The 16,877-nt window shown below is 60.6% G+C and carries 10 protein-coding genes and 1 pseudogene; 8 read left to right on the plus strand and 3 right to left on the minus strand.

Annotation, left to right across the window (positions count from 1 at the left end; genetic code table 11):
* Both BM403_RS24570 and BM403_RS24575 read right to left on the minus strand, forming a co-directional pair.
* Positions 1-278: pseudogene (locus tag BM403_RS24570) on the minus strand (ribonucleotide-diphosphate reductase subunit beta); the annotation flags it as partial.
* A gap of 575 nt (positions 279-853) precedes the next feature.
* Positions 854-1,123 carry a DUF2790 domain-containing protein gene (locus BM403_RS24575; RefSeq protein ID WP_093545463.1) on the minus strand — a complete coding sequence of 90 codons (270 nt, stop codon included), beginning with the start codon at positions 1,121-1,123 and terminating at the stop codon, positions 854-856.
* A gap of 413 nt (positions 1,124-1,536) precedes the next feature.
* Between BM403_RS24575 and acs the strand changes: the two genes are divergently transcribed.
* From acs to BM403_RS24610, 7 genes are all read left to right on the plus strand, one after another.
* On the plus strand, positions 1,537-3,492 hold the full coding sequence (gene acs / locus BM403_RS24580; RefSeq protein WP_015885483.1) for an acetate--CoA ligase: 1,956 nt from the start codon (positions 1,537-1,539) through the stop codon (positions 3,490-3,492).
* A gap of 651 nt (positions 3,493-4,143) precedes the next feature.
* A complete protein-coding gene (locus BM403_RS24585) occupies positions 4,144-4,929 on the plus strand; it encodes an ABC transporter substrate-binding protein (protein WP_015885482.1) in 786 nt (261 codons plus the stop codon).
* Between the two features lie 91 nt (positions 4,930-5,020).
* A complete protein-coding gene (locus BM403_RS24590) occupies positions 5,021-5,710 on the plus strand; it encodes an ABC transporter permease (RefSeq protein ID WP_015885481.1) in 690 nt (229 codons plus the stop codon).
* Positions 5,707-6,405 carry an ABC transporter permease gene (locus tag BM403_RS24595; RefSeq protein ID WP_015885480.1) on the plus strand — a complete coding sequence of 233 codons (699 nt, stop codon included), beginning with the start codon at positions 5,707-5,709 and terminating at the stop codon, positions 6,403-6,405. Before BM403_RS24590 ends, BM403_RS24595 begins: the two co-directional genes overlap by 4 nt.
* Position 6,406: 1 nt before the next feature.
* On the plus strand, positions 6,407-7,519 hold the full coding sequence (locus BM403_RS24600) for a succinylglutamate desuccinylase/aspartoacylase family protein (protein WP_093545466.1): 1,113 nt from the start codon (positions 6,407-6,409) through the stop codon (positions 7,517-7,519).
* A 27-nt stretch (positions 7,520-7,546) separates the two neighbouring features.
* On the plus strand, positions 7,547-8,311 hold the full coding sequence (locus BM403_RS24605; protein WP_003214336.1) for an ABC transporter ATP-binding protein: 765 nt from the start codon (positions 7,547-7,549) through the stop codon (positions 8,309-8,311).
* 143 nt (positions 8,312-8,454) lie between these two features.
* Entirely contained in the window at positions 8,455-9,435 is a 981-nt protein-coding gene (locus BM403_RS24610; protein ID WP_015885478.1) for a GlxA family transcriptional regulator, read from the plus strand.
* Here the strand turns inward: BM403_RS24610 and BM403_RS24615 are convergent, their stop codons facing one another.
* A complete protein-coding gene (locus BM403_RS24615) occupies positions 9,436-15,366 on the minus strand; it encodes a leucine-rich repeat domain-containing protein (protein ID WP_256577207.1) in 5,931 nt (1,976 codons plus the stop codon). It abuts the gene before it with no gap.
* Positions 15,367-15,652: 286 nt separating this feature from the next.
* On the opposite strand from BM403_RS24615, the gene BM403_RS24620 reads away from it, so the two are divergent.
* Entirely contained in the window at positions 15,653-16,873 is a 1,221-nt protein-coding gene (locus BM403_RS24620) for an aspartate aminotransferase family protein (RefSeq protein ID WP_093545472.1), read from the plus strand.
* The last annotated feature ends 4 nt before the right edge of the window (positions 16,874-16,877 follow it).

Genomic DNA, 16,877 nt, shown 5'->3' on the forward strand with positions numbered 1-16,877 from the left:
GCGCGGCAGTTGATCATGCGCTTTTCGTCGACGGCGACGCGGGCGGCGGAGCCTTCGAGTTCGGCGAGGCCTTCGGCGACGTCGAGTTTGTCGAGGGCGGCCTTGGCGCGCACGATGGCGGCGGAGTCACTGGCGGTGACGGCGCGGGCTTCGATGGCGGCGGCAGCGCCGGCACCGTCGAGGCGGTCCATGTTGGCTTCGGTGGCGTGGCCGGCGTTGGCGCCTTTGGTGGCTACTTCGCCGTCTTCTTCTTTGTCGAATTCGTCCCAGCTCAGCATGACGTGTCGTCTCCTGCGTGAGGGCTCAAGGTGCCCGTGTGAAACCGGATGGTTGGGTGTTCACACGGCCCCAGGGCCGCGGTGGATCTTAAGGAATCGTTTGTTGCAGCAGCTAGCGCAGGCATTAAACGCAATAGGGTAACGGGTGCTCTGCGTGAGGCTTGAGGGGCGGAGCGGTAGGTGCTTGCTCCAGCGGAGGCCTCAGGTCTGGCTCTTCATCCCTGTGTAAAGGGATATTGCAGGCCCGATTTACCCGCGCATTGTAGGGGAAAAAAACCGGTTTGTGTTGAGGCGGATGGTCACGGAGACGGGCCCGAATGGCGTGTTTTTCGGCCAGAGTGCGGGTTTATAAGGCTTTGCTGCGGTTGGATTTTTTTGACGGGCGGTGGGATGTTTTTTGTAGGGCGGGGAGAGGAGTGGTGAGTCAGGCTTTATAGGGTGGGTGTGGCGGCTATTGCTATTGGGGCAAGCCCCCTCCCACATTTGGGCGGTGTCGGGCTTGGGGGCGGTTCTTGGCCGCAAGATCGATTTCTTGCGGCGACCAAGATCCGAGTTGAATCTAAATAACCAAGTTATTACCCGTTAGAGCAACCATTGCCCATCACATGGTAATTAAGAATATGACGCTGACCTTGTGAGTCTTCGTATTCCATCTTTACCGGTACAACTTCGCACACTTCTGGAATGTTGCTCATGGACAGTACTTTTGCTACGTCCAGATGGGTGCTGTAAGTGTAGTCCTCAACGACCGGGGTGTTGCGGCCAGCTACGTCAGTCGGGGCTTCGTCGGCCAGGGCGGCGGTGGCGCACAGGCTGCTGAGGGCCATAACTACTAAAGCTTTCATTTCTCTATTTACCTTCTTCAGGGCGAAAGGGGGCACGGGACCCTTGTGAGGTCACGTGTGTAACTTAAGAGTTGGGAAGTTCGGATTAACGTTGCCTTCGTGGGGGCTGTTGCGTTGTTAATCACTGCTGTATTTAACTAAAGTGCCGTGTTGGCGGAAGTGATTTTAGGCCCTCAGGTTATATTCATATACCCGTGCTTTTGATAAACACTGTTGGCGGTTTTTGTAACAATCCTGTGGTAAAGCTTTTTTCACAAAGCCGCGAAGCGCCACGGCCCGCGGGCTAGAGGTGCAGGAGGGGATATCAGGGCAATTTGTAGGGGCTTGTTACTACCATCGTCGAATGGTTCTATAGGCCAGCCCCGGCTACAACAGGGCCATACAACAACAACTATGTCACCGAGGTAAGAAAGATGAGTGCGGCTTCCCTGTACCCCGTTCGCCCCGAAGTAGCAGCCAATACGCTGACCGACGAGGCAACCTACAAGGCCATGTACCAGCAGTCGGTGGTCAACCCCGATGGCTTCTGGCGCGAGCAAGCCAAGCGCCTCGACTGGATCAAGCCTTTCACCACGGTGAAGCAGACTTCTTTCGACGATCACCATGTCGACATCAAGTGGTTTGCCGATGGCACCTTGAACGTTTCCTACAACTGCCTGGACCGCCACCTCGCCGAGCGTGGCGACCAGGCGGCGATCATCTGGGAGGGCGATGACCCTGCCGAGAGCCGCACCATCACCTACCGCGAGCTGCATGAAGAAGTCTGCAAGTTCGCCAACGCCCTGCGTGGCCAGGATGTGCACCGCGGCGACGTGGTGACGATCTATATGCCGATGATCCCCGAAGCCGTGGTCGCCATGCTGGCCTGTACCCGCATCGGTGCGATTCACTCGGTGGTGTTTGGCGGTTTCTCGCCGGAGGCCTTGGCCGGTCGCATCATCGACTGTAAGTCGAAGGTGGTGATCACTGCAGACGAAGGCATCCGCGCCGGTAAGAAAATCCCACTGAAGGCCAACGTCGACGACGCCCTGACCAACCCGGAAACCAGCAGTATCCAGAAGGTCATCGTGTGCAAGCGCACCAATGGCCAGATCAAGTGGAACCAGCATCGCGACATCTGGTACGAAGACCTGATGAAAGTGGCGGGCACCGTGTGTGCGCCCAAAGAGATGGGCGCCGAAGAAGCGCTGTTCATCCTCTATACCTCCGGCTCCACCGGCAAGCCTAAGGGCGTGCAGCACACCACCGGCGGCTACCTGTTGTATGCGGCCCTGACCCATGAACGTGTGTTCGACTACCGCCCAGGCGAAATCTACTGGTGCACCGCCGACGTCGGCTGGGTCACTGGCCATACTTATATTGTCTACGGCCCGCTGGCCAATGGCGCGACCACCTTGCTGTTCGAAGGCGTGCCGAACTACCCGGATATCACGCGGGTGGCGAAGATCGTCGACAAGCACAAGGTCAATATTCTCTACACCGCCCCGACCGCGATCCGCGCGATGATGGCTTCCGGCACCGCCGCTGTTGAAGGCGCCGATGGCAGCAGCCTGCGTTTGCTCGGTTCGGTGGGGGAGCCGATTAACCCAGAGGCGTGGGACTGGTACTACAAGAACGTCGGCCAATCCCGTTGCCCGATCGTCGACACCTGGTGGCAGACCGAAACCGGCGGCAACATGATGAGCCCATTGCCGGGCGCGCATGCGCTCAAACCGGGTTCGGCGGCACGCCCGTTCTTCGGCGTGGTGCCGGCGCTGGTGGACAACCTCGGCAACCTGATCGAAGGCGCCGCCGAAGGTAACCTGGTGATCCTCGATTCGTGGCCAGGCCAGGCGCGTACGCTGTTTGGCGACCATGACCGCTTCGTCGACACCTACTTCAAGACGTTCCGTGGCATGTACTTCACCGGTGACGGTGCGCGGCGTGACGAGGACGGTTACTACTGGATCACCGGGCGTGTGGACGACGTGTTGAACGTGTCCGGCCACCGCATGGGCACCGCCGAGATTGAAAGCGCGATGGTTGCGCACCCGAAAGTTGCCGAAGCGGCCGTCGTCGGTGTGCCGCACGACATCAAAGGGCAGGGCATCTATGTGTATGTCACGCTCAAAAATGGCGAAGAGCCGAACGAAGCGCTGCGCCTGGAGTTGAAAAACTGGGTGCGCAAGGAGATCGGGCCGATTGCTTCGCCGGACGTGATCCAATGGGCGCCGGGCTTGCCGAAGACGCGCTCGGGGAAAATCATGCGGCGGATTCTGCGCAAGATTGCCACGGCCGAGTATGACGGGTTGGGGGATATCTCCACCCTGGCGGATCCGGGCGTGGTGGCGCATTTGATTGAGACGCACAAGACCATGAACGTCGCGTAACGCGGGTTAGTGGGACCAAGCCCCATCCGGCGTGAGTCGGGTGGGGCTTTTTTGTGGGATCTTGAAACCAATGGAGATCAAATGTGGGAGGGGGCTTGCCTCCGATGGCAGTGTGTCAGTGGCCATATTTGGCGCTGGTCCACCGCTATCGGGGGCAAGCCCCCTCCCACATGGGATCTGCGCCAGTCAAATAAATATCGGTTTTTCGTGTAGGGCGTTTCTGAATGTTACCGCCAGCCCTGAATGTGTAACCTCGCGCCCAGACATGAGGCAATGTGCTACGCCCATGCCCCGAAAAACCGCGTTCCAGACACCCCCAGAAATAAGATTAAACGCCACACTTGCCGTGCTAGAAGGGTTTGCGAATAATAGGCCCGCAATTTGCAGCGTCTACAGGTTTAATGTCTTTTGTCTCTGCATAAAATCCAGAGGCTGTCAATGAGTTGGAACCGCTTTCTCGGTGCTTCTGTAAATTGTTGTCGCATTGAGGAAATATCGGCTTCCGGCCTGTCGTTAGAATGCCGATCACTCGCTCGTCGTCTCCGGTGTGTAACTGGTGTAGGACGCAGCAGCGCAATTCGGTTTCCCTTACGTCGCATCGTGGGCCATGGCTCATACTGCTGTTTTGCCCTATACCGATGGAGTCCCAAGATGAAGAAACTCGTGCTGTTGGGCGCCCTGGCGCTGTCCGTGCTGTCCATGCAGGCTTTCGCTGAAGGCAAGCCTCTGAAAATAGGTATCGAAGCGGCTTACCCTCCGTTTGCTTCCAAAGCGCCCGATGGCAGCATCGTCGGTTTTGACTACGACATCGGCAACGCCCTGTGCAAGCAGATGGACGTGAAGTGCACCTGGGTCGAACAAGAGTTCGACGGCCTGATCCCAGCGCTGAAAGTGCGCAAGATCGATGCGATCCTGTCGTCCATGTCCATCACCGAAGACCGTAAGAAGTCCGTGGACTTCACCAACCGCTATTACCTGAGCCCGGCGCAACTGGTGATGAAGGAAGGCACCACCGTCAGCGACAGCCTGGATGAATTGAAGGGCAAGAAAATCGGCGTGCAACGCGGTTCGATCCACGATCGTTTCGCCAAGGAAGTCCTGGCCCCTAAAGGCGCCACGGTTGTGCCTTACAGCTCGCAGAACGAAATCTACCTGGACGTGGAAGCCGGTCGCCTCGACGGCACCGTGGCTGACGCTACCCTGCTGCAAGACGGCTTCCTGAAAACCCCAGCCGGTAAAGGTTACGCGTTCGTGGGCCCACAGTTCACCGACCCCAAGTACTTCGGCGACGGCATCGGCATCGCTGTACGTAAAGGCGACAAGGAAAACCTGGACCGCATCAACGCAGCCATTGCCGCGATCCGTGCCAATGGTGAGTACAAGAAAATCCAGGACAAGTACTTCGACTTCGATATTTACGGCGCTGACCCTAAGTAAATCGTCGCAACGGTCTGTCCAAAATGGCGCAAGCAACAGAATTCCTGCGGTTTGCGCCATTTTTTCATCCCCCTTTTCGAGGACCTGAATCATGTTGAAAGGCTACGGGGCCGTCATCCTCGATGGCGCATGGTTGACGCTTCAGCTCGCCTTGTCGTCCATGGCCTTGGCCATTGTTCTGGGTCTGATCGGGGTCGCGTTACGCCTGTCGCCGGTGCGCTGGTTGGCCTGGCTGGGTGACTTGTACTCCACGGTGATCCGCGGGATCCCGGACCTGGTGCTGATCCTGCTGATTTTCTACGGCGGTCAGGACCTGCTCAACCGCGTCGCGCCGATGCTCGGCTACGACGACTATATCGACTTGAACCCCTTGGCCGCCGGTATCGGCACCCTGGGTTTCATCTTCGGCGCCTACCTGTCGGAAACCTTCCGCGGCGCCTTCATGGCTATTCCCAAGGGCCAGGCCGAAGCCGGCCTTGCGTATGGCATGAGCAGCTTCCAGGTGTTTTTCCGGGTGATGGTGCCGCAGATGATCCGGCTGGCGATCCCTGGGTTTACCAACAACTGGCTGGTTCTCACCAAGGCTACTGCGCTGATTTCGGTGGTGGGCCTGCAAGACATGATGTTCAAGGCCAAGCAGGCGGCAGATGCCACCCGCGAGCCTTTTACCTTCTTCCTCGCAGTGGCGGCGATGTACCTGGTGATCACCAGCGTGTCGTTGTTGGCCCTGCGTTCTCTTGAGAAGCGCTACTCGGTAGGCGTAAGGGCGGCTGATCTATGATCTTCGACTACAACGTCATCTGGGAGGCCATGCCGCTGTACCTTGGCGGCCTGCTGACCACCCTGAAACTGCTCGCCATCTCGCTGTTCTTCGGCCTGCTCGCTGCCTTGCCCCTGGGCTTGATGCGCGTGTCCAAGCAGCCGATCGTCAACGGTGCGGCCTGGCTCTACACCTATGTGATTCGCGGCACGCCGATGCTGGTGCAGCTGTTTTTGATCTACTACGGCCTGGCCCAATTCGAAGCGGTGCGCGAAAGCGTCCTGTGGCCGCTGCTGTCCAGCGCGACCTTCTGCGCGTGCCTGGCCTTTGCGATCAACACCAGCGCCTACACCGCCGAGATCATTGCCGGCAGCCTCAAGGCCACGCCGAACGGCGAGATCGAAGCGGCCAAGGCCATGGGCATGTCGCGCTACAAGCTGTACCGCCGCATTTTGCTGCCGTCGGCCCTGCGCCGTGCGCTGCCGCAGTACAGCAACGAAGTGATCATGATGCTGCAGACCACCAGCCTGGCGTCCATCGTCACCCTGATCGACATCACCGGTGCCGCACGCACGGTGAACGCGCAGTTCTACCTGCCGTTCGAAGCCTATATCACCGCCGGTGTGTTCTACCTGTGCCTGACCTTCATCCTGGTGCGCCTGTTCAAGTTGGCCGAGCGCCGCTGGCTGAGCTACCTGGCTCCACGGAAGCACTGATATGGAACGTATCGATCACCTGTTGCCCTGGGGCCACCTGGGCTGCGAGCGCCAACTGAGCGTGTTCCGTTTCGGCAAGGGCGAGCGCAAGGCCTATATCCAGGCCAGCTTGCACGCCGATGAATTGCCCGGCATGCGCGCCGCCTGGGAGCTGAAAAAGCGTCTCACCGAACTGGAACAGCAAGGCGCCCTCAACGGCGTGATCGAGCTGGTGCCGGTGGCCAATCCGATGGGCCTTGGCCAGTTGCTGCAAGGCAGCCACCAGGGTCGTTTCGAAGTGGGCAGCGGCAAGAACTTCAACCGCGATTTTGTTGAGTTGAGCGAGCCGGTCACTGAGCTGCTCAAGGGCAAGTTGGGCGATGATCCTCATGCCAACGTGCGCATGATCCGCCAGGCCATGAACGATGTGCTCAGCGCATTGCCAGAGCCGAGCAGCCAGTTGCAGGGCATGCAGCGCATCCTGCTCCGCCACGCGTGCACCGCCGATGTGGTGCTCGACCTGCATTGCGACGCCGAAGCCGCGCTGCACATGTACGCGCTGCCGCAGCACTGGCCGCAGTGGCGCTCGCTGTCGGCGTACTTGAATGTGAGAGTCGGCCTGTTGGCGGAAGACTCCGGCGGCAGTTCGTTCGATGAGGCCTGTTCGCTGCCATGGCTGCGTTTATCCCAGGCGTTCCCTGGGGCGCAGATCCCGCTGGCCTGCCTGGCGACGACGCTGGAACTGGGCGGCCAAGCCGACACCGGACGCGATGAAGCGATCTTCCACGCCGAAGGCATCCTCGCGTTTCTCGCCGAGCAGGGCTTGATCAAGGGGGAATGGCCCGCGCCACAGTTCGAGCCCTGTGAAGGCCTGCCGTTTGAAGGCACCGAACTGCTGTTCGCGCCCCACGCCGGGGTGATCAGTTACCTGCGTAAAGCCGGTGATGTGGTCGAAAAAGGCGAGCCGATTTTTGAAGTGATTGACCCCCTGGAAGACCGCGTCAGCACGATTTGCGCGGGCACCTCGGGGGTGTTGTTTGCCGTTGAACGGCTACGTTATGCCCAAGCGGGTTTCTGGCTGGCCAAGGTGGCGGGGCGCGAAGCGCTGCGTCACGGGCGCTTGCTCAACGACTGACCACCTGTTTTTGTGAGAACCGACCGCATGTACAAACTTGAAGTCCAAGACCTGCATAAACGCTATGGCAGTCATGAAGTGCTCAAAGGTGTGTCCCTGGCCGCCGCGGCCGGTGATGTGATCAGCATCATCGGTTCCAGTGGTTCGGGCAAAAGTACCTTTTTGCGCTGCATCAACCTGCTGGAGCAACCCCACGCCGGCAAGATCCTGCTCAACAATGAAGAGCTGAAACTGGTGGCCAACAAGGACGGCGCCATGAAGGCCGCCGACCCCAAGCAACTGCAACGCATGCGTTCGCGCCTGTCCATGGTGTTCCAGCATTTCAACCTGTGGTCGCACATGACCGCGCTTGAAAACGTGATGGAAGCACCGGTGCACGTGCTGGGCATGTCGAAGAAAGACGCGCGTGAAAAGGCCGAGCACTACCTGGCCAAAGTCGGCGTGGGCCATCGTAAGGATGCGTTCCCCGGCCACATGTCCGGCGGCGAGCAGCAGCGCGTGGCGATTGCCCGTGCCCTGGCGATGGAGCCGGAGGTGATGCTGTTCGACGAACCCACCTCGGCCCTCGACCCGGAGCTGGTCGGCGAAGTGCTCAAGGTGATGCAGGACCTGGCCCAGGAAGGCCGCACCATGGTGGTGGTGACCCACGAAATGGGCTTTGCCCGTGAAGTGTCGAACCAGTTGGTGTTTTTGCACAAAGGCATCGTCGAAGAGCGTGGCAACCCGCGTGAAGTACTGGTGAACCCGCAGTCCGAGCGGTTGCAGCAGTTCCTGTCCGGCAGCTTGAAATAATTCCTGCTTGTGGGGTTGGCTCTGTGTGGGAGGGGGCAAGCCCCCTCCCACATTGATCTTCATTGTTTTTGAGATTTGTGTTGGTTTACGGGCTAGCATTGGCCCTTGTCTTCATTACTGTTACAGGCTTCGGATAGCACTCCATGACCGCCCACAAAATTGGTTTCCTGATTTGGCCCAGCACAAAAGCACTGACGCTTGCGCTGGCTGAGGAGGCCTTGCGCGTTGCTCAGCGGGTGCATCCGGATGTGGTGTATGAACTCTCGTTCCTGCAGGCCGAACCGCCCGCCGAAGGCGACTGGCAACTGCCGGGCGTGCCGTGGGCCGGCAAGCTTGAGGGCTTCCAGAAACTGTTCCTGCTGGCGGACGAACCGCCGACAGTGATCGCGTCACAACTGAGCACTGCGCTCAAGCAACTGGTGCGCGCCGGGTGCGTGATCGGCGGCCTGTCGGCCGGTGTCTACCCGCTGGCCCAACTCGGTTTGCTCGACGGCTACCGCGCCGCCGTGCACTGGCGCTGGCAGGACGATTTCGCCGAACGCTTCCCCAAGGTCATCGCCACCAGCCATCTGTTCGACTGGGACCGCGACCGCCTGACCGCCTGCGGTGGCATGTCGGTACTCGACCTGCTGTTGGCGGTACTCGCCCGTGACCACGGCGCCGAATTGGCCGGTGCGGTGTCCGAAGAGTTGGTGGTGGAGCGCATCCGCGAAGGCGGCGAGCGCCAGCGTATCCCTCTGCAAAACCGCTTGGGCTCCAGCCATCCGAAGCTGACCCAGGCGGTGTTGCTGATGGAAGCCAATATCGAGGAGCCGCTGACCACCGACGAAATCGCCCAGCACGTGTGCGTGTCGCGACGACAACTCGAGCGCATCTTCAAGCAGTACCTCAACCGTGTCCCCAGCCAGTACTACCTGGAATTGCGCCTGAACAAAGCGCGCCAGATGCTCATGCAAACCAGCAAGTCGATCATCCAGATCGGCCTGTCGTGCGGTTTCTCCTCGGGCCCGCACTTCTCCAGCGCCTACCGCAACTTCTTCGGCGCCACCCCTCGCGAAGACCGCAATCAGCGACGCAGCAGCAGCCCATTCGAGTTGTCGTCGGTACCCTCCGAGCGCGGCTGATTATTCCTCCATCGGTTCAGTGGCGTCCGGTCGCACCAACGGGTTGCCGGCGGCATCCTGGGTGGCCTCTCTGATGCCGAAGTCGTTACCGGTGAGTAAATAGCACTGGCGCAGATGCTCCAGGCTTTGCACCGACAGCGGGTTACCGCTCAGGTCGGATGCGCCGTTGAGCCGTGGCGCCAGGTCGATGATGTCTGCCGGTATCTCGGTGATCAGGTTGTCGCTCAAGTCCAGCACGCCCAGTTCGCGCAATTCAAACAGGCCGCGGGGGATCTCGCTGATCTGGGTGTCCTGCAGGTACAGCGATTCCAGTTGGTTGAGCTGACTGACGTCCGGCGTGATACCCAGCGGGTTTTCGCTCAAATCAAGGTACCTGAGGGTGCTCATGCCTGACAGTGCATCGGCGCTGGCAGCCGTCAGTCGAAGGTTGGACTCCGCCAGGGTCAGGCTGGTCAGCTTGTGCATATCGAATACCCGCTGGGGAACAGCGCCCAAGCGGAGTTTGGACAGGATCAGGGTGTCGAGTTGCAGGAAGCGCTGTAGGAGCCCGTCGACGTTTGTGGTGCCGCCTTCGCCTCCCAGTTCCAGCAGCGAAACATGGTCGAAGCGTGCGGACAGTTCCGGCAACGCCCCCAGCAATGGACTCTCGAACACTATTCTGTGGGTGATGGCGCCGTTGGTTTCGTCCAGTTCGGTCTCGCTGCGCCACGCCTCTTCCAGCAGTGCCTTGAAGGCCAGGCGGTTGAATTGCTCCTGAGCCCGCATCCCAGCGTCCAGCGGAACGTCGAGGATGGGGTGTCGTGTGGGGATATCCAGGGCCCATTGCTGCAGGTCGGTCATCAGTTGGTGGAATTCGCGCTCAAGGCCTTCAATCGCCGGCGCCGCGGCTTCCAGGTCGCCGGGTAATTCAAAGAAAAAGCGATTGGCTTCGTTGTCGGTAAACGTGGGATACAGGGCCTTGATCCGCTCGCTCAGTGCGGTAGGAGGGTCGGCTTTCAGGTGTTCGCCGGTTCGTTGGCAATAGCGTTTGACCTGCGCCAGTGCCTGGTTTGTCAGCGGGTTACGGGACAGGTCGAAGGCGCCGGTCACCTCGGGGCGTAGCTTGAATACCGCGTCGGGAATCTGGGTGATCCGGTTACCGCTCAAGTTGATCTGCGTGCGCGCTACCGGTGTCAGCAAGCTGTCGGGAATTTGAGTGAGGCCGGTATGTTCAAGGTTGAGGCGGGACAGCCGTGGTAAGCGGCCGAATTCCGGCACCCATTCCAGTGCGTTGTGGCTGAGGTCGAGTAAATCCAGGGCGTCCAGGGTGACGAGTGAGGCTGCGCTGTCGGCAGACAAGGTGAGTGCGCAGTAGCGCAGGCTTAAAGACGTGAGCTGCGGCAGTTCGAGCAGCGGGCCAGGAATATCGCCCATTGTGTAATGCCCAATCGACAAGTGATTGAGTGTCGGGAAACCCCTTAAAAACGGGGCTGAGTGCAAAGGGAACGGACCGTCTTCGCCTTGCAGCCGCAGCGCGGATACGTGGCTGAATACGCTGTCCAGCGGCGGGAACTTACCTTCAATCGGCTGTAGATGCTCAAGCGTGTAGGTAGGAATGGCTTGAGGGCTGTCGTTGTCCAGCGGGGTTTCCCGTCGCCAGCACGCCTGGAGCGAGTGCTGGAAGGCCAGGCGCCGGGTTTGTTCCTCGGGGGATGCCGCACTGCTGACCCAGCGGTTCAGGTCGCTATTCAAGCCTTGGTATTGCTGATGCAGGCGGGCCAGTTCGACTCGGCCGGTTTCCAGGTTTCCGGGTAAGCCGAAAATCAGCCGGTTGACCTCGTCTGTGCTGAAGGTCGGGAACAGTGTATTGACCTGCTCGACCTCCTCGCTGGGCGCATCGATGTCCCAGTGGCGGCCGGTCCTCAGGAAGTAGGCTTTGACGTGCTCCAGGGTCTGCCGGGAAAGTGGATTGTTGGAGAGGTCGAACTCCTTGCGGGTATCGCCGGGCAGCTCGAAAAAAGCCGCCGGCAGTTCACTGATCTGGTTGTCGGATAGCACGGCCAGTTCCAGTTGAGGGCGGTTCAGAAGGCCAGGGGGTAGCGCCGTGATGCCTGTGGAGGACAGGTCCAGGTCGCGTAGCTCAGGCAGGTTTTCGATGTTGGGAATAAGGCCCAAGGGGTTGTTGTACAGGTCCAGGGCCCGGAGCCGGCGGAAGGTGGCCAAGGTGATGTGGCTGAGGGGCGTCAGGGTGATGTTGCATTCGCTGAGGATCAGCGCATTTAGATGGCCCAATGTACCGATTGTCCCGGGGAGGTTGTGGAGTCGGATCTTCCTCAGGCTCAGATGACGAAGCCTGGGGAACAGCTGTAGAAACGTATCGACATCCAATGCCTCGCCACGGCCGGTGATCTCCAGTTTGGAAACGTGATCGAAGCGCACCCGTAGCGACGGTAGTTCGCCGGAGACGGGGTGGAGCAGCGTGAGTACCTGGCCGTTTCGCTCGGGCACGTCGAAATACGGGTCGACTTCGGTTTCCTGGCGCCAGCAGCGTCTGAGCTCCTGTGCCCAAAGGTGTCGATTTTGTTTGTTGTTCCCGTACTCCGAACGGCTGATGCGCACCTGTGTGCCTGGGTATAGCCGGGGGGTGTTGACCACCCAGGTGTCCAGGTCTCGGCCCAGCTGTTGATATTCCTGCTTCAGAGCAGTGAGTCGCGGTTGAGCCCCACCGGGGTGGGTTTGCAAGTTGTGAATCAGTTGGCTGATTTGTTCGGCGGTGCGCGCAGGGAAGAGCTGTTGTGCCTGTTCTTCCAGGGAAGGCCGGTGGCTCGGGCCGGCACTCGGCTCCCCGGGCGCCGCACGATAGCCGTCCATGCCCAGCAGGCGCAGATGAGTGCGGGTGTCGCGGGGTGGTGGCGCGGGGTGGGCGATGATCAGTTTTTTTAGCGGTGCACGCTCCAGTGCGTGGGCAGCCAGTGCCTGCTTGAGTTGGGGGGCTTGACCGATTCGCAGGCTCAGGGCATCGCGTTCACTGTCGGGAAGGGCCTGGAGCATGGCGGTGTACAGATCCGTCTGCCCAAACAGCGGGCCTTCGCTGTCGTGTGGGGTGTAACGCCCATCAGGGTCGCGAATCAGGGTTCTAAGGGTGGGCGCTGCCGGCTTGCCAATCGCGTCGATGAGCGTAGAGGCCGGTGCCGGTCGGCGGATCTCCAGGCGCACGGTGCCTGTCCACCCCGGCAGTCTTTCGAGGGAATGCAGGGCCAGCCGGTGGGTGTCGAGGTCGTCGACGGCGTCGAGGAACAGGCCTTCGTAGGTGTGATTGAGATGGGCTTGTTCCTGCAGCGTTTTGGCCAGTTCCGCCAGGCGTGGCGCCAGCGTGCCTTGGTCGAGTTGTTGCAGTTCCTCGCTGTTTGCGCTGTGCAGTATGGCCTCGGCGGCGCTGGCAGGCAGTCCGGGGGTGGCGTCGACCAGCACTTTTTGTCGCGCGTCCGCAGGGCGGTCAAGGAGCAGGTAGCGTGACTCGAAGAGTTCCGTGCGGTGCGATCGGGCCAGGCCGGCCAGCTTTTTACGCAGGTTGGCGGCGCGCGCTCGCGTGGACAGGGTCGGGTCACCGAAGTATTCGCCCAGCAGTGCCTTTTGCTGCGGCTCATCAAGGGCGTCGAGCAGGGTGTGCAACAGGTCCCCGTTTTGCAGTTGGGCTTCTTGGATCAGGATGACGCGGGCCTGTTTATCCCCGGCAAACTCCCACAGGCGTTGACCTTGGGCATCGACAACACGCAGGGTCGCGGTCTTGGGCCACTGGTTCAGGTTAGTGAGTAGTTGCAGTTGTGTCTGGATGTCGGCACGCCCATAGACCTGCGGGTCATCGCTGCTCATTTGCCGTATGAAGTCCTGCAAGCCCTGGTCGATCTTGAAACGTTCCAGGGTGTCGAGCAGTAGCGCGGGCGGGGGATGGCCGGTGGCGTACATCTTGCGTAGCGCGCCTTCTTCGGTGGCGCTGATGCGGCGTACATTGGCCAATTGTTCGTGGGTCAAACCCTGGGTGTGCGGGCCCAGGCGTTGCATAAGGGTCTGGCTGTCCCAACTCAGGGGGCGGTCCAACTCGGTCAGCCAGGCACCCTTGCCGTTGGTGGTCAAGGGCGGGCGGTACGCGTTGGGCCGGGACGGATGTTGCAGGTAAGGCTGCTCGGTGATCGGGTCGCTTTGTACCACCAGCATGCCCTTGGCATGGGGCAGTACCTTTATGCCGTTATAGGGGTGCAGGCCCTGCACGTTGGGGTAGGAGTGCTTGGCCAGCGTGAGGTCGTGGGCATAGGGTGAGAGGTCGGGTTTCCACAGGCGCGCCTGGCCATCTGGCAATATCACGGGCTTTAGACGCTCGAAAAACGCCCAGGCCTCGGGCGGTAGCAGCTTGCGCAAGGCGCCAGTGGCCAAAGGCGCACCTGCAATGAACAGCCCCAGTTGTATCCCTTGTTCGACGAACGACAGCAAATGCCTGAAGGCTTCGCTGACCTCGCCTTCGGCCCAGTCGATAATCCACTCGAAGGCTTCATCGAGCATCTGGTAGGCGGTATAGCCGAGCATCACCAGGCCAATCGGCGGAATAAAGGGCGCAGCAATAAAGGCGGCGATTTGCAGCAGCGTCGAAGCAATTTTCTGAAAGACGCTCCAGCGCTCCCAGCGCACCTTCTGATCGACGCTGGCGGTGGACACGGCGAGGGCTTTCGCGTCCCGGTACACCTTGTTGAGCTTTTGCAGGTACAGGTGTTGGAATAGGTCGCCTTGGATGACATGGCCACCGAATGTCAGATGAGGGTTGTCGATAGGCGTGTCGCGCCACGTCGGCAGCGGGTCGCCCCGTGTGTGTGGGTGCCAGGTGACGCGGGACAGTCGGTGATTGAGGTCGGCGAAAAACTCCCCGCGCTCGTCGTGGTGGATGAAACGGCTGAAAAACTGTTGATACTCGACGGTGCGCAAGTTGTTTCCCAAAGCCTTCATGAAGGCGGCGGGGGAGGGGTATTGTTTGAGCGGCGCGTAGAGGTCGTCCGGGATGTAGGCGATCATCGGAACGTCGTGACGGCTGCCCAGGCTCTGCGAAAACAGCACGATGCCGGTCAGTGTGCTCGACATGATGCTCAGGTCGTAACACTGCAGGGGCGCGCCGGGTTTACCGCCACTTTGTGGGCTGAGCAGGCGTTGCAACAGCACAAAGGACTGGTCGTCGAGCAGGTCTTTTTTCATCCAGGCTATTTGCAGGGCAACGGCCAGGTCCGCTTTGTGGGTGGTGTCGAGCTTGAGTCGCAGTCGGGTCACGGCCACCGCGTTCCGGGCATCGAAGAATTGATTCAGGTAGTGCTGGTACCGACCGCCTATATCGAGTTCGCGGCACAGGGCGGTGAACTGGGCCACGCTGATGCGCGCGTCAAGCGTGGGCAAAGGCTCGAACTGGCCATCGTGGCGCGGCTGCGTGATGAAGCCCGACTGGGCTTCAAAGGCTTCACCCGCTTCGAAGTTATGCAAGGCGGCGTCCAGCAGGGAGACGGTCCAGGTCCGGGCTGCGCCGGTGCGGATAGGAAACCACGGGACAGTCTGGGGCACGTAAAACCGCAGGTAGGTAGCCCGTACATCGAGGTCCATGCCGAAGCGCTGCTTGAGTAACTGTTGCAGCAGGGGGGCGCCGAAGTCGGCGGGTGACAGCAGGTTGTTCATCGCCTGGTCCACCTGGTTTTGCGCGACCCAGGCCGCGCCGACGAGGGCTTTGAGGGTGTCATGTTCCCTGGGGGTTGCGGTTTTGTACCAGTCGGCAATGGCGGCTTGCCCACGGCTGAGGGCCGCACGCTTGGCTGGCGAGGCGTTGATGACCCAGGCGGGTATCGACTGTTTGAGGGTTTCCTCATGCACGTCGGTGTAGGCGTTCAAGGGCGGGGTGTGGAGGGTGATGGAGGATGGGGTCACGAGCGCGGTCCTTTGCATGATCAAGAAGGCTGTCAGCAAAGCAATCCGGCGCCGGCACTCGGCGGTAGATAAATAACCTGCCGGCATTCCCGCTGCCTAAGACGGCGTGGAACGTTTAAACTGCGCCATTGCGACGCTATTTGTCGCATTGGCGTAAACCCGCGTAAAACGGGGGTTGGCGCTATAAGAAGTTGTCGCTTGGCGGCAAGGCCGCTCTGAAAACTGTCCTTACAATCCCTGCATCGCCCGCCAGTTCCAGGCAGGCGTTCCTCTTCAGGAGACTCCGATGTCCGTTGAGCAAGCCCCGGTGCAACGTGCCGATTTCGACCAGGTGATGGTTCCCAACTACGCACCTGCCGCCTTCATCCCCGTGCGTGGCGCAGGTTCGCGCGTATGGGACCAGGCGGGTCGAGAGCTGATCGACTTTGCCGGCGGCATCGCGGTCAACGTATTGGGTCACGCCCACCCGGCGCTGGTCGGTGCGCTGACCGAACAGGCCAACAAGCTGTGGCACGTGTCGAACGTGTTCACCAATGAGCCGGCCTTGCGCCTGGCGCATAAGCTGATCGACGCCACCTTTGCCGAGCGCGTGTTCTTCTGCAACTCCGGCGCCGAAGCCAACGAGGCCGCCTTCAAGCTGGCCCGTCGCGTGGCGTTCGACCGTTTCGGCACTGAGAAGTACGAGATCATTGCCGCGCTGAACAGCTTCCACGGCCGTACCCTGTTCACCGTCAACGTCGGTGGCCAGTCGAAGTACTCCGACGGTTTCGGGCCTAAAATCACGGGTATCACCCACGTCCCTTATAACGACCTCGACGCGCTGAAAGCCGCCGTGTCGGACAAGACCTGCGCCGTGGTGCTGGAGCCGATCCAGGGCGAAGGCGGCGTACTGCCGGCCGAATTGGCCTACCTGCAAGGCGCGCGTGAGCTGTGCGACGCGAACAACGCACTGTTGGTGTTCGACGAAGTGCAAACGGGCATGGGCCGCAGCGGCCACCTGTTCGCCTACCAGCATTACGGCGTGGTGCCGGACATCCTCAGCAGCGCCAAGAGCCTGGGCGGCGGTTTCCCGATTGCGGCGATGCTCACCACTGAGGCGCTGGCCAAGCACCTGGTGGTCGGCACCCACGGCACCACCTACGGCGGCAACCCGCTGGCGTGCGCGGTCGCCGAGGCGGTGATCGACGTGATCAACACCCCCGAGGTGCTGGCCGGCGTCAACGCCAAGCACGACCTGTTCAAGGCGCGCCTGGAGCAGATCGGCAAGCAATACGGCATTTTCACCGAAGTCCGTGGCATGGGCCTGCTGATCGGTTGCGTGCTGAGCGATGCCTTCAAAGGCAAGGCCAAGGACGTGTTCAACGCGGCAGAGAAAGAAAACCTGATGATCCTGCAAGCCGGCCCGGACGTGGTGCGTTTTGCCCCAAGCCTGGTGGTGGAAGAGGCGGACATCAACGAAGGCCTGGACCGTTTTGAGCGTGCCGTGAAGTCGTTGACACAAGCCTGATGGA

The organism is Pseudomonas sp. OV546 (genome assembly GCF_900116845.1).
Classification (GTDB): Bacteria; Pseudomonadota; Gammaproteobacteria; order Pseudomonadales; family Pseudomonadaceae; genus Aquipseudomonas; species Aquipseudomonas petroselini.

Excerpts from the sequence above, each read along its gene's own strand:
- BM403_RS24600 (WP_093545466.1), top strand. The coding sequence starts at position 6,407 with ATGGAACGTATCGATCACCTGTTGCCCTGGGGCCACCTGGGCTGCGAG.
- acs (WP_015885483.1), top strand. The coding sequence starts at position 1,537 with ATGAGTGCGGCTTCCCTGTACCCCGTTCGCCCCGAAGTAGCAGCCAAT.
- BM403_RS24595 (WP_015885480.1), top strand. The coding sequence starts at position 5,707 with ATGATCTTCGACTACAACGTCATCTGGGAGGCCATGCCGCTGTACCTT.
- BM403_RS24610 (WP_015885478.1), top strand. The coding sequence starts at position 8,455 with ATGACCGCCCACAAAATTGGTTTCCTGATTTGGCCCAGCACAAAAGCA.
- BM403_RS24575 (WP_093545463.1), bottom strand. The coding sequence starts at position 1,123 with ATGAAAGCTTTAGTAGTTATGGCCCTCAGCAGCCTGTGCGCCACCGCC.
- BM403_RS24585 (WP_015885482.1), top strand. The coding sequence starts at position 4,144 with ATGAAGAAACTCGTGCTGTTGGGCGCCCTGGCGCTGTCCGTGCTGTCC.
- BM403_RS24605 (WP_003214336.1), top strand. The coding sequence starts at position 7,547 with ATGTACAAACTTGAAGTCCAAGACCTGCATAAACGCTATGGCAGTCAT.
- BM403_RS24620 (WP_093545472.1), top strand. The coding sequence starts at position 15,653 with ATGTCCGTTGAGCAAGCCCCGGTGCAACGTGCCGATTTCGACCAGGTG.
- BM403_RS24590 (WP_015885481.1), top strand. The coding sequence starts at position 5,021 with ATGTTGAAAGGCTACGGGGCCGTCATCCTCGATGGCGCATGGTTGACG.